Origin of the sequence: Streptomyces cahuitamycinicus (assembly GCF_002891435.1) — a bacterium.
Taxonomy (GTDB): Bacteria; Actinomycetota; Actinomycetes; order Streptomycetales; family Streptomycetaceae; genus Streptomyces; species Streptomyces cahuitamycinicus.
In genome coordinates, this window is record NZ_POUC01000212.1 from 1 (window position 1) to 13,246 (window position 13,246).

Genomic DNA, 13,246 nt, shown 5'->3' on the forward strand with positions numbered 1-13,246 from the left:
TATAAGAGCCAGGCCCCTCGCCCTCCGCCGCTCCCTCCGCGCCCGCCGCCGCGACCCTCGGCGTGCAGGTCATGGACGCCCGGAAGCCGGGGGCCGTGGTCGTGGGGCTGCACGTCCCCGGGCCGGCCCAGGCCGCCGGGCTGGTGCGCGGCGACGTCCTCCTCGCCTTCGGCACGACCCGGATCGACACGGCCGCCGATCTGGTCCGGGCCGTCGCCCGCGCCCGCCCGGGGTCCGAGGTCAGGCTGACCGTCCGCCACCGCAGCGGCGGCTACGAGCAGCTGATTGTCGTACCGGCCGTCGCCGCCTGAGGCACGCCCGCACGGGCACGACCCGGAACCCCGTGACGGCCCTCAGCCGGGCCCCGATGGAAAAACCGCCACCGGGCATGACCACGGACGCGCGAGCAGCCCTCCGTCGTCAGGCAGGTTGCCCGGGTGAATGCCCGCAGACGGCTCGCGCCGCCCCCTCCGGCCGGGCAGGATGCTGCCCGTAGCCCCTTCGCCCGTCCTGGGAGGCCCGGATGACCGGAAGCACGGCCGCGACCTTCACCGCCGACGACTACGGGGCCCGCATGGAGCGCGCCGCGCGGACGGCCGCCGAGGCCGGTCTCGCGGGTCTGCTGGTGGCCCCGGGGCCGGACCTGGTGTGGCTCACCGGCTACACACCCCCGGCGGTCACCGAGCGGCTCACCCTGCTGGTCCTCGCCGCCGGGCAGGACCCCGTCCTCGTCGTCCCCGCCCTGGAGGCCCCGGACGCACACCGGGCGGCCGGCGCGGCCGCACTGACCCTGCGCGACTGGACCGACGGCAAGGACCCCTACGCCGCCACCGCCGCCCTCCTCGACGCCTCCGGCCGGTTCGGCATCAGCGACAACGCCTGGGCCCTGCACCTGCTGGCCCTCCAGCAGGCCCTGCCCGGCAGCTCCTACGCCTCGCTCACCGAGGCCCTGCCGATGCTGCGCGCCGTCAAGGACGCGGCCGAGCTGGACCTCATGGCGGCCGCGGGAGCCGCCGCCGACGCGACGTTCGAGGAGATCCGGAACGTCCCCTTCGCCGGCCGCCGGGAGTCCGACGTGGCCGCGGACCTCGACCGGCTGCTGCGCCGACACGGACACGAGCAGGTCGACTTCACCATCGTCGCCTCCGGCCCCAACGGCGCCAACCCACACCACGAGGCGGGCGACCGGGTGATCGCCCGCGGCGACATGATCGTCCTCGACTTCGGCGGTCTGCGGGACGGCTACGGCTCCGACACCTCGCGCACGGTCCACGTCGGCGAGCCCACCGACGAGGAACGCCGCGTGCACGACATCGTGCGCGAGGCCCAGGAGGCCGGCTTCCGCGCGGTGCGGCCCGGGGCCGCCTGCCAGGACGTGGACCGGGCCGCCCGCCGGGTCATTGCCGACGCCGGCTACGGCGAGCACTTCATCCACCGCACCGGACACGGCATCGGCGTCACCACCCACGAGCCGCCCTACATGATCGAGGGCGAGGGAGGGCCCCTCGTGCCCGGCATGTGCTTCTCCGTGGAACCCGGCATCTATCTGCCCGGCCGGTTCGGAGTCCGCATCGAGGACATCGTGACCGTCACCGAGGACGGCGGGCGGCGCCTGAACACCACCACGCGTGAGCTGGTCATAGTGGAGTGAGGCCCCGATGTCCCCTGCCCGCCTCCCGAACGGCAACGGCGCGACCATGACCCAGGCACCCACACCCACCGCGGACACCGTCCGCCGGCTGGTCCTGTCCCTCCTCAAGGACGCCAAGGACGCCAAGGACGGCAAGGACGCCGGAGACGACCCGGGCGGCCGGGGCGGACGTAAGGCCCGGCAGGGCGAGAGCGGCCCCGACGTCCGGCCCGCCACCGATGACGCCGAACCCGTCACCTGGTGGGTCGGCTCCCGCCACGTACTGCGCCTCGCCCCCGACCGCGAGGCCACCCTGCGCCAGCGCCGCGAACTGCGTCTGCGCGACCTGGTCCGCCAGCACGTCCCGACGGCCGTGCCGGTGAGCGTCGCACACGGCGAGTGGGCCCCCGGCCTCGGCTACACGCTGGACACCAAGGTGCCCGGCGGCTCGGGGGAGGAGCACGACGTGTCCGCCGTCGGCGAGGCCGATCTCGCCGGGCTCCTGACGGGTCTGCGCGAGGTGCCGGTCCGGCAGGCCGAGACGCTCGGTCTGCCGCGCGCCGCACCCCGCTCCCTGGAGGCGCTGCGCCGTTCCGCCGTACGCGCCGCCGAACGCCTCGTCAGGGCCGACGAGTTCGACGCCGCACGCCTGAACCAGCTCACCCCGCCCGCAGCGTCCCAGCTCGCCGCCCAGCCCGGCTCCGCGGTCCTCACCCACCACGCCCTTACGGGCGGCCATCTCGTGGTCAGCGCCGACGGCCGGGTGCGCGGTGTCCTCGGCTGGGCCGGCGCCGTCGTCGGTGATCCGGCCGAGGACATCGCGGGCCTCGCGCTCGCCGTCGGATCGCCCGCCGCCGTACGCGCCGCCACCCTCGCCGGTTATGGTGCCCGCCCCTGCCTGCGCGGCCTGTGGCTCGCCCGCTGCGACACCGTCGTCCGCCTGGCCGAGGACCTCACCGGCAAGAACGCCATGCTCCTGCGGACCCGGCTGCGCCGTGCCTGGGAGCCGATCCTGCTGGAACGGGTGACGGACCTGGGGGACGCGGACGACGCCCTGTAGCGGGCACCGTCCTGCTCCACGGGGACGCCATCCGTCCGCGCCGCCGGTGGGCGGCGCCCGCATCGCGAGGCCGGCGCTCCTCGCGCCCGTCCTTGAGGCGGGGTGCAGGACGCGAAACCGCGCTGAGCACGCCCGGCCCTCAGTCCTGGGCCAGCACCACGGCCGACTCCCCGGGCAGCCGCACCGCACCGTCCGCCCCGGGCGTCTCCACCGGCTCCCACGCGGCCAGCACCCGCGCGTGAGGCACGCCGAGCGGCAGTACGGCCGGTTCGGAGGCCAGGTTCACCGCCACGAGCACGTCCCCGCGCCGGAAGGCGATCCAGCGGAGCTCCTCATCGTAGGCCACCTTGGTGTCGGCGAGGTCAGGATCGGTCAGGTCCGGCTGCCCGTGGCGCAGGGCGAGGAGCTGCCGGTACCAGGCCAGCACGCGCGCGTGGGGCTCGCGCTCCGGCTCGGACCAGTCGAGGCAGGAACGGTCCCGGGTCGCCGGATCCTGCGGGTCGGGCACGTCCTCCTCCTTCCAGCCGTGCTCGGCGAACTCCCGCCGCCTGCCCCGCCGTACGGCGTCGGCCAGCTCGGGATCGGTGTGGTCGGTGAAGAACTGCCAGGGTGTGCCCGCCGCCCACTCCTCGCCCATGAACAGCATCGGTGTGAAGGGCGCCGTCAGGATCAGCGTGGCCGCGCAGGCGGCCAGCCCCGGGGAGACGAGGGCCGAAAGCCGGTCCCCCTGGGCCCGGTTGCCGACCTGGTCGTGGGTCTGGCCGTAACCGAGCAGCCGGTGCCCGGCCACCCGCGTCCGGTCCAGCGGGCGCCCGTGGCGGCGCTGACGGAAGCTGGAGTACGACCCGTCGTGGAACCAGCCGCCGGTCAGGGTCTTGGCGAGCCCGCCGAGCGAAGCACGCGCGAAGTCGGCGTAGTAGCCCTGCGACTCGCCGGTCAGCGTGGTGTGCAGGGCGTGGTGGAAGTCGTCGTTCCACTGCGCGTGCAGCCCGAGGCCGCCCTCGGTGCGGGAGGTGATGAGGCGCGGGTCGTTCAGGTCCGACTCGGCGACCAGGAACAGCGGCCGGCCCGTCTCGGCGGCCAGGGCGTCCACGGCCGTCGACAGCTCCTCCAGGAAGTGGAGCGCGCGGGTGTCCACCAGCGCGTGCACCGCGTCCAGGCGCAGCCCGTCGATCCGGTAGTCGCGCAGCCACGCCAGCGCGCTGCCGAGCAGGTACGCGCGCACCTCGTCCGAGCCGGGCGCGTCCAGATTGACCGCGGCGCCCCAGGGGGTGTGGTGGGTGTCCGTGAGGTACGGGCCGAAGACGGGCAGGTAGTTGCCGGACGGACCGAAGTGGTTGTGCACCACGTCGAGCACCACGCCCAGGCCGAGTTCGTGGGCCCGGTCGACGAAGCGCTTCAGCGCCTCGGGCCCGCCGTACGGCTCGTGCACCGCCCACAGCGAGACACCCTCGTAGCCCCACCCGTGGGTGCCCGGGAAGGGGCACAGCGGCATCAGCTGCACGTGCGTGACGCCCAGTTCGGCGAGGTGACCGAGCCGCTCGGCGGCCGCGTCCAGGGTGCCCTCGGGCGTGTAGGTCCCCACGTGCAGCTCGTACAGCACCGCACCGGGCAGCGGCCCTCCCCGCCACGCCGCGCGCCACGCGTAGCGCTCGTGGTCGACGACCGCGCTCAGCCCGTCCGGGCCGTCCGGTTGCCGCCGCGAGCGCGGATCGGGCCGCACGGGCCCGTCGTCCAGGGCGAAGCCGTACCGGGATCCTTCGCGTGCCTCGGCCTCGCCCCGCCACCACCCTGCGCGTTCCGGATCGCGCTCCAACGCGTGTGTGACGTCGTCGCACCGGAGCGTCACTCGGCCGGCCTGTGGTGCCCACACCTCGAACTGCACGGACGGTTCCCCTTCGTCTGCTCACCGTGATGTAGCCCGTCCATGGTGCGGCAAACGCGATCAATCCGCTGGCGCATCCACCCATTTGCGGCGGGTCTCCCCGGCTACGCGCGTGTGGCGGCTGATTTCCCGTTTTCTGGACAGCCCGGCCGCGCTGCCCGACAATCACCCAGTGACGTCGTCCTTCGAGTTCAACACGTTCCCCGCGCGGCTCTCCGACGCGGAGCGCGACCGGGTGCTGAAGGTGCTCCGCGACGGCGTCGCCGTGGGCCGGCTGTCCCACGACACGTTCGTCCGCCGCATGGAGCTGGCGCTCGCCGCCCGCCGCCCGGACGAACTCGCCGCGCTCACCGCCGACCTGCGCACGGAGAGCCGGTTCGCGCGCCTGGTGTTCGGCACGGTCGAGGCCGTCTCCGGGTTCTCCGTACGGCTGCGCCGGGCCTGGCACGCCGAGCGGCTGCCCAAGCTGCAGCTGCCCCACCCGTCGCACGACCATCCGCTGCGCATAGGCCGCGACCCCGGCAGCGGACTGCGCCTCAACCACGAGACCGTCTCCCGCGTACACGCCGAACTCCGTCACCAGGGCGGCCTGTGGGTCCTGCGCGACCTCGGCTCCACCAACGGCACGACGGTGAACGGACGGCGCGTGGTCGGCGCGGCCGTCGTCCGCGAGGGCGACCAGGTGGGCTTCGGCCGGATGACGTTCCGGCTGTCGGCGGGCTGAGGTTCCGGCTGTCGGTCGGCTGAGGTTCCGGCTGTCGGCGGGCTGACGTGCCGGCTGACCGGAAACACAGCCACACCTCAGCTCTGGCCTGGGCATTACCGAAAGTCCGTGCGTTGAGGGTGGCTGAAATCCCTGTGTCGTCCACGGTGTTGACGTACCCCCGAAGTCGTGACTCACTGTGCGTACGCCATCTACACCTGGTGAACCGGCGGTAACCACAGGGGAGGTGTGTCCTGCCACCCCTCCTGCGCTACCCGAGCGTCGACGAACTGTGCGCCGGGGCCGCCGCCCTCGTCGCCCGCCACCCCCGTGACGCCCGGCTGTGCCGGGTGGGCACCTCCCGCGCGGGCACCCCCATGTGGCTCCTCTCCGTGGGACACGGCAGCCGTCAGGCCCTGGTCGTCGCCGGTCCGCACGCCAACGAACCGGTCGGCGGTGCCACGGTGCTGCGCCTGGCCGAACGCGCCCTGGCCGACCCGCGCCTCACCGAGGGCGCCGACGCCACCTGGAACCTGCTGTTGTGCCTCGACCCGGACGGGTCGCGCCGCAACGAGGGCTGGCTGCCGGGCCCGTACACGCTCGGCCGGTACATCCGGAACTTCTTCCGGCCCGGCTTCCTGGAGCAGCCCGAGTGGCTGCCCGACGGCGCGGCCGGCGCAGCCCTGCCGGAGACCCGCGCCCTGCTCGACCTCCAGGACGAACTGCGCCCGTTCCTCCAGTGCTCCCTGCACGGCGTCGACATCGGCGGCGGCTTCGTCGAGCTCACCCACGACCTGCCGGGCTTCGACCGGCGCCTCGCCCACATCGCCGCCCGGCTCGGTATTCCCCGCGAACTCGGCGCGTACGACGCCCTGTACTGGCCCGGTCTCGGCCCCGCCGTCTACCGGATCCCGCCGCCGCGCCGCGCCGACCTGGCCGCCGCCATAACAGAGGCCGCCGTCGAGTCCACGTGGTTCCACCCGTACCGGCACGGCACCGTCACCGCGGTCGTCGAGGCGCCGATGTGGGGCGTGACGGCCGTGGCGGACGGCTCCCCGCCCGCGGACCGGGACGCCGAGCTGCGGGCCGTCAGCCGCACCCTGCGCCATGACACGGACCTCCTGCGGCACCTGCTGGCCAGGATCCGGCCGCACCTCGCCATCGTTCCCGACGCGGCCCGCCTGCTCGCCCCGGTCGACGACTACCTCCTGGTGTGCCCCGGCCTCGCCGACGCCTGGGACCCCGACACCGGCGACAACCCGGCCCACCCGCTGCCGCCCCTGAGCACCGCCCACCTGGTCGCCCTGCGCATTTCCGGGCGCCGGCTGGCGCTGCGCACGGCGGGGCTGCTGCACCAGCTGGTACGGGCCGCCGGCCGCGACCCGGCCGGGGCGCTGCCGGAGCTGGACCACCTGATCGACCAGTGGTGCGCCGACTACCGCGACGACTGCGGGGCGCGCTGGATCCCGGTGGCCCGCCAGGCCGAATACCAGACCCGCGTGGTGCTCGCCGCGTTCGAACTGGCAGGGCGCCGCCCGCGAGCCCGCTCCGGCTCGGGCGAGCCGGTGCCGATGCAGTTGGACTAGAAGGCTGACGAACCCAACATTTTCATCAGCCTTCTAGCACGCCCTCTCGCGCGCGTGCAGCGCCGCCGCGACGACCGTGCGGGACTGGTGCTCCACCTGGTGCTCCAAGGGCACCCAGCGGGCGCGGAAGCGCTCCGCGAAGGCGTCGCTCCAGGTCGAGACGAGCTCCTCCAGCTGCTTCGCCGCCTCGTCGTCGGTCCCGCGCAGCACCCGCAGCAGCATGGCCGCCGCCCGCAGCGGCACGCGGCGGGCGAACGCGTCCACGCTGCCGACGTACGCCCGGGTGAGGTCGGCGGGCGGGGTGTGGGCCAGGTCGGAGGCCAGACCCGGCACCAGCTCCAGCCCCCAGCGGACGGCCCGCAGCAACGGCCCGTCCAGCTCCGCCAGCCGGGGCAGCACACTGTCGAGCACCCGCGTCACCTCCAGCGCATCGCGCTGGAGCCGGCCCGCCAGCCGCCCGATCGCCGCCGCCGGAGCCGGATGCGGAGCCGGGTCGTCCACCAGGTCGCTGGCCCACATCGGCACCTCGACCACCGCTGTCAGCCCGCCGTACCGGTGGGCGTGGTACCAGGTGCTGTGCCGCGCGTCGTCCGGCAGGCTCGGGTACGCCGGCCCCACCCCCGGCGCGGGCATGACATGCACGCCCGGCCCTGACGCGGGCCAGCCCGCGGCGTCCGACGCGCCGGTCTCCACCGGGATGTGCAGCTCCGCCGCGGACTTCGCGAACGGCTCGGCGAGTCCCGGCACGTCCTTCGTCAGCTGCACCCAGCTGCCGCCCAGGTCCGTGCCGTGCAGGGTGACCTGCAGATAGGGGCGCAGCTCGTCGATGACGCCCGTCAGGGCCCGGGTCTCGGGCGGCAGCCGGTCCGGCGGCAGCACGGACGGCGCCCACTCGGGCTGCTCCGGGCCCGCGGGCCGGAAGAACCCGAGGTGGTAGTCGTACAGACTGCGCGGCGCCGGCGTGACGTGCAGGCTCGCCCCGTCGGGGTCCGCGCACAGCAGGAAGTGCCAGGAGATGCCGTCACGCAGCTCCCGCTGCTCCAGCACCCGCCGGGCCAGCGCGAGCAGGGTGCAGGAGCCGGTCGGCTCGTTGGCGTGGGCACCGGCCACCACCAGTACGGCGCGGTGGGCGCGGCCCACGGACAGCAGGTGCAGGGGCCTGCCCGCACGCGAGGCACCCACCTGCCGCAGGGTGCACACGCCGGGACGCTGGGCGGTCAACGCCCGGGCAGCGCAGACCTGTTCGGTCACCGTCGGGTAGCGCAGCTCCGGCAGGACACTCACCCCCGTCACATCCGCCCGAGTTCGCCATCGCAGTACCCCACGGCCATGGTGCGGTGTCAAGGGCGCGGCGGGGGAGGCTCCAGGGGGCGCCCGGAAGCATGGCCCGCCCTCAGCCGTCCACCCTCTCCAGCAACGCCACCGGCACCCTGGCGAACAGCTCCTCCACGCGCGCGTGCCCCGTGAACTCCCGCCCCGGATCCAGCGCGTCCGCCCAGCGGCCCGGTGGCAGCGGCAGCCGTGTGTCCCGCCACCCGCCCGACTCCGTGAGCCTCAGGGACAGGCGGGTCACGGCCGTCAGTACCGCGCCGGAGCGGACGAACGCCAGGCAGTGGGCCGCCGCCGGGCCCTCGGCCGGCAGGGCCGCGTACGTCGCCGTGTCGCCGAAGACGCCGGGCCGCCGGGCCCGCAGCCCCAGCGCCGCCCGGGTCACCGCCGCCTTCTCCCCGGACGTGCCGCCGGACTCCGCGGACGGGAAGTCCACCGCCCGCCGGTTGTCCGGATCGACCAGCGCACGGTACTCGGCCTCCGTGCCCTGGTAGACGTCCGGCACGCCCGGCATCGTCAGCTGCACCAGGGCCGTGCCCAGCACGTTGGCCCGGATGTGCGGCGCCAGCGACTGACGGAACGCGGCGACCCGCTCGCCCGGCGCCCCGCACGGCCCGGCCGCCACGAACCGCTCCACCGCCTCCTCGTACGGCGGCTCCTGCTCGGTCCAGCTCGTGTACAGGCCCGCCTCACGCACGTGCTTCAGCAGCGCCCCCTGCACCCGCTCCCGCGCCCCGGACGCCGGGCCGAGGCCGAACACCGTCTGCCAGGCCGCCCACGCCAGCTGGGCGTCCGGCACACCCTCCCCGGTGCGGGTCACCTCCGCGAGGACGTCCGCCCAGCGCTCCGGGCACTCGGTGAGCACCTGCAGCGCCGCCCGTACGTCGGCACTGCGCTTGGTGTCGTGCGTGGTGGCCACCGTCCCGGTGGCGGGCCAGTCCCGCTGCACGCGCGCGCAGTACGCGTGGAACTCCTCCGGCGACAGCGCGGGAGCGCCCGGGTTGCCGCCCACCTCGGTCGCCGACAGCAGCGGCACGTACCGGTAGAACGCCGTGTCCTCCACCGACTTGGCCCGCAACGCCGACGAGGTCTGCGCGAACCGCGTGCGGAACTCCAGCTGCGCGGGCCCGTCGCCGTACCGCCCCAGCACCAGGTCCCGGACGACGTCCACCGCACCGGCCTCCTCGGGCACGGCGAAGGCCTGCCGGGCCTCGGCCGCTGCCTCCTGAGTGACCACGGACGCGGCGTCCACGGACTCGTACGGCCGGTAGACCTCCAGGCGGACCAGGAGCTCCTGGAGCGCGGTGCGCAGCGCCCAGGGCGCGCGGTCGCGCAGCGCCGGCTCGGGCGAGGTCGCGCACAGCCGGGCCGCCACCCGCGTCAGGCGTTCCGTCTCGGTCGCCAGCTCATGCGTGAGGACCTTGTACGCCGCCCGCCGCACCGTCGCGTCCCACTGCCCGCCCCGGTCCGTCTGCGGAGCCGCGAAACGCCGGTAGCGCCCCAGCAGGTCCCCGAACCCGGCGGGGTCCGTGAAGACCCCGTCCACCTGCCGCAGGGCGTCGTAGCCGGTGGTTCCCGCGACGGGCCAGGATGCCGGCAGGTGCTCACCGTCGGCCAGGATCTTCTCCACGACCGTCCAGCGCCCCCCGGTCGCCTCGTGCAGTCGCCGGAGGTAGCCGTCGGGGTCGGCGAGCCCGTCGGGGTGGTCGATGCGCAGCCCGTCGATCACGCCCTCGTGCAGCAGTTCGAGGATCTTGTCGTGGGTGGCCTCGAACACCTCCGGGTCCTCCACCCGCACCCCGATGAGCTCGGAGATGCTGAAGAACCGCCGGTAGTTGAGCTCGGTCCGGGCCAGCCGCCACCACACCGGGCGGTACCACTGGGCGTCCAGCAGTTGTGGCAGCGGCAGGTCCTCGGTGCCCTCGCGCAGCGGGAGGACGTGGTCGTAGTAGCGCAGTACGGCACCGTCGACGCGCAGCTCGTCGAGCACCTCGCCCAGGGGCCCACCGAGGATCGGCAGCAGCACCTGACCGTCCTGTGCCTCCCAGTCGATGTCGAACCACCGCGCGTACGGCGACTTCGGGCCCTCGCGCAGCACCTCCCACAGCGCGCGGTTGTGGCGCGGGGCCATCGCCATGTGGTTCGGGACGATGTCCACCACCAGCCCCAGCCCGTGCTCGCCCGCGGTGCGCGCCAGCGCCCGCAGCCCCTCCTCGCCGCCCAGCTCCTCGCGCACGCGCGCGTGGTCGACGACGTCGTAGCCGTGCGCCGAGCCCGGCACCGCCTCCAGGACCGGGGACAGATGCAGGTGCGAGACGCCGAGCGAGGCCAGGTACGGCACGACGGCCGCGGCTGCTCCGAACGGGAAGTCGGGCTGCAGCTGCAGCCGGTACGTGGCCGTGGGCACCACCGGGTCAAGTCGCTCAGGTGTCATGGAACGTACGTACCCGCCCCGCCGCCGTTCGTGTCATCACCCGCGCCGGCTGCGCCGCGCGTCGCCCGGACGGGTGGCTTCCGGGCGACGCGCACGCGCCGGGCGGTCAGACGGGCCGCTGGAGGACCGTCATGCTCCGGTCCGTCCAGCCGGGCGGGCGGTCAGACGGGCCGCTGGAGGACCGTCATGCTCCGGTCCGTCAGGGTCAGCCGGTCCCCGGCCTGCACCTTCGGGCCGGTGCCCGAGGGCACACCCTCGGGGAGCGCCGTGTCGACCACGACCTCCCACTGCCGCCCGTGATCGACCGGAACCACGAACTGCAACGGCTTCGGCGAGGCGTTGAACATCAGCAGGAACGAGTCGTCGGTGATGCGCTCCCCGCGGGCGCCCGGCTCGGAAATCGCGTTGCCGTTGAGGAACACCGTCAGCGCGGACGCCCGAGCCGAGTCCCAGTCCCGCTGGGTCATCTCCCGGCCGCCCGGGGTGAACCAGGCGATGTCGGACAGGTCGTCGTGCGTGCCCTCCACGGGCCGGCCGTGGAAGAAGCGCCGGCGGCGGAAGACCGGGTGGTTGCGGCGCAGCCAGACCATCGCACGGGTGAAGGCCAGCAGCTGCCTGTCCGGGCCTTCCCCGGTGTCCTCTCCCTCCTGGGGCCACTCCACCCAGGCCAGCTCGTTGTCCTGGCAGTAGGCGTTGTTGTTGCCGCCCTGGGTGCGGGCGAACTCGTCGCCGTGGCTGATCATGGGCACGCCCTGGGACAGCATCAGCGTCGCGATGAAGTTCCGCATCTGCCGAGCCCGGAGCCGCAGCACGTCCGGGTCGTCGGTCTCGCCCTCGACGCCGCAGTTCCAGGACCGGTTGTGGCTCTCGCCGTCCCGGTTGTCCTCGCCGTTGGCCTCGTTGTGCTTGTCGTTGTAGGCCACCAGGTCGTGCAGGGGGAAGCCGTCGTGGCAGGTCACGAAGTTGATCGAGGCCAGCGGGCGGCGCCCGTCGTCCTGGTACAGGTCGGACGAGCCGGTCAGCCGCGAGGCGAACTCCGCGAGGGTGCGCTGCTCGCCCCGCCACAGGTCGCGCACGGTGTCCCGGTACTTGCCGTTCCACTCGGTCCACAGCGGCGGGAAGTTGCCCACCTGGTAGCCGCCCTCGCCCACGTCCCACGGCTCGGCGATCAGCTTCACCTGCGAGACCACCGGGTCCTGCTGCACCAGGTCGAAGAACGACGACAGCCGGTCCACCTCGTGGAACTGCCGGGCGAGCGTCGCCGCCAGGTCGAAGCGGAAGCCGTCGACGTGCATGTCCGTGACCCAGTACCGCAGCGAGTCCATGATCAGCTGGAGCACGTGCGGGGACCGCATGAGCAGGGAGTTTCCGGTCCCTGTCGTGTCCATGTAGTAGCGGGGGTCGTCCGTCAGCCGGTAGTAGCGCGAGTTGTCCAGGCCCTTGAACGACAGGGTCGGGCCCAGGTGGTTGCCCTCGGCGGTGTGGTTGTAGACCACGTCGAGGATCACCTCGATCCCGGCCTCGTGCAGCGCCTTGACGGCCGACTTGAACTCCAGCACCTGCTGGCCCCGGTCGCCCCAGGACGCGTAGGCGTTGTGCGGGGCGAAGAAGCCGATGGTGTTGTAGCCCCAGTAGTTGTTCAGGCCCATGTCGACCAGCCGGTGATCGTTCACGAACTGGTGTACGGGCATCATCTCCAGGGCGGTCACGCCAAGCTCGGTGAGGTGCTCGATGATCGCCGGGTGCGCGAGGGCCGCGTAGGTGCCGCGCAGCTCCTCCGGGAGCCCCGGGTGGCGCATGGTGAGGCCCTTGACGTGGGCCTCGTAGATCACCGTGTGGTGGTACTCGGTGCGCGGGCGCCGGTCGTCGCCCCAGTCGAAGTAGGGGTTGACCACGACCGACGTCATCGTGTGCGGCGCGGAGTCGAGATCGTTGCGCCGGTCGGGGTCGTCGAAGTGGTAGCCGTAGACCTCCTCGCCCCAGCTGATCGAACCGCTGATCGCACGCGCGTACGGGTCGAGCAGCAGTTTCGCGGAGTTGCAGCGCAGCCCGCGCTCCGGGGCGTACGGGCCGTGCACCCGGAACCCGTACCGCTGCCCCGGCATGATGCCCGGCACGTACGCGTGCCGCACGAACGCGTCGCTCTCCCGGAGCTCGATCGCCGTCTCCGAGCCGTCGTCGTGGAGCAGACACAGCTCTACTCGGTCCGCGGCCTCCGAGAAGACCGCGAAGTTGGTACCGGCGCCGTCGTACGTGGCACCGAGTGGATACGCCTCGCCAGGCCAGACCTGCATGTATACGACTCTTTCAGGTTGTGCGGCGCCGGTGGGGACGCCTTGGTCCCGAGTCTCCCCGAAAGTGAGGGAACCTCCTATGACTTATCTCCCTCTTACCGATTGACCAGTGCATACGCGGTATGCCGAACTCTTGGGGCAAACAGATACTCCCGGGGCTGTTGGGGGAGTAGGGGGAAGACGTGCGCAACATAGTGCACCGCCACCTGGGCAAGGTGGTGGCCGGTACGGCCATCGCGGTGGCGGGGACCGCCGTGATGGTGGCGGTGACCCTGCCGGGCACGGCGGGGGCGGACGACACCGGGACCCGGGCGGGGCAGTCCGT

8 protein-coding genes and 1 pseudogene are annotated in these 13,246 nt (G+C 73.5%); 5 read left to right on the forward strand and 4 right to left on the reverse strand.

The features are described 5' to 3' along the window. Nucleotides 1-11: 11 nt before the first annotated feature. The 3 genes and pseudogenes from C1J00_RS25335 to C1J00_RS25345 form a co-directional block, all read left to right on the forward strand. Nucleotides 12-311 (forward strand): annotated as a pseudogene (locus C1J00_RS25335) (PDZ domain-containing protein); the annotation flags it as partial. A gap of 212 nt (nt 312-523) precedes the next feature. Next, nucleotides 524-1,651, forward strand: a complete 1,128-nt coding sequence (locus C1J00_RS25340) for an aminopeptidase P family protein (RefSeq protein ID WP_102911357.1) — start codon at nt 524-526, stop codon at nt 1,649-1,651. Nucleotides 1,652-1,697: 46 nt separating this feature from the next. After that, the gene (locus C1J00_RS25345) at nt 1,698-2,690 is read left to right on the forward strand and encodes an aminoglycoside phosphotransferase family protein (protein ID WP_102911364.1); all 993 of its coding nucleotides are present in this window, start codon (nt 1,698-1,700) and stop codon (nt 2,688-2,690) included. A gap of 139 nt (nt 2,691-2,829) precedes the next feature. On the opposite strand, the gene treZ is transcribed toward C1J00_RS25345, so the two are convergent. Then, nucleotides 2,830-4,575, reverse strand: a complete 1,746-nt coding sequence (gene treZ, locus C1J00_RS25350) for a malto-oligosyltrehalose trehalohydrolase (protein WP_102911358.1) — start codon at nt 4,573-4,575, stop codon at nt 2,830-2,832. Between the two features lie 172 nt (nt 4,576-4,747). Here treZ and C1J00_RS25355 point away from each other — a divergent pair, with 172 nt between their 5' ends. Both C1J00_RS25355 and C1J00_RS25360 read left to right on the forward strand, forming a co-directional pair. Then, nucleotides 4,748-5,299 carry an FHA domain-containing protein gene (locus tag C1J00_RS25355; RefSeq protein WP_102911359.1) on the forward strand — a complete coding sequence of 184 codons (552 nt, stop codon included), beginning with the start codon at nt 4,748-4,750 and terminating at the stop codon, nt 5,297-5,299. A 233-nt stretch (nt 5,300-5,532) separates the two neighbouring features. After that, nucleotides 5,533-6,864: a M14 family zinc carboxypeptidase gene (locus C1J00_RS25360; protein WP_102911360.1), complete on the forward strand. Its 1,332-nt coding sequence runs from the start codon at nt 5,533-5,535 to the stop codon at nt 6,862-6,864. A gap of 33 nt (nt 6,865-6,897) precedes the next feature. Here the strand turns inward: C1J00_RS25360 and C1J00_RS25365 are convergent, their stop codons facing one another. The 3 genes from C1J00_RS25365 to glgX form a co-directional block, all read right to left on the reverse strand. Then, nucleotides 6,898-8,148 (reverse strand): M14 family zinc carboxypeptidase, encoded by a 1,251-nt coding sequence (locus C1J00_RS25365; protein ID WP_102911361.1) that lies wholly within the window; start codon nt 8,146-8,148, stop codon nt 6,898-6,900. A gap of 109 nt (nt 8,149-8,257) precedes the next feature. Beyond that, on the reverse strand, nt 8,258-10,627 hold the full coding sequence (treY, locus tag C1J00_RS25370) for a malto-oligosyltrehalose synthase (RefSeq protein WP_102911362.1): 2,370 nt from the start codon (nt 10,625-10,627) through the stop codon (nt 8,258-8,260). A gap of 161 nt (nt 10,628-10,788) precedes the next feature. Continuing rightward, nucleotides 10,789-12,921: a glycogen debranching protein GlgX gene (glgX, locus tag C1J00_RS25375; protein ID WP_102911363.1), complete on the reverse strand. Its 2,133-nt coding sequence runs from the start codon at nt 12,919-12,921 to the stop codon at nt 10,789-10,791. Between the last annotated feature and the right edge of the window lie 325 nt (nt 12,922-13,246).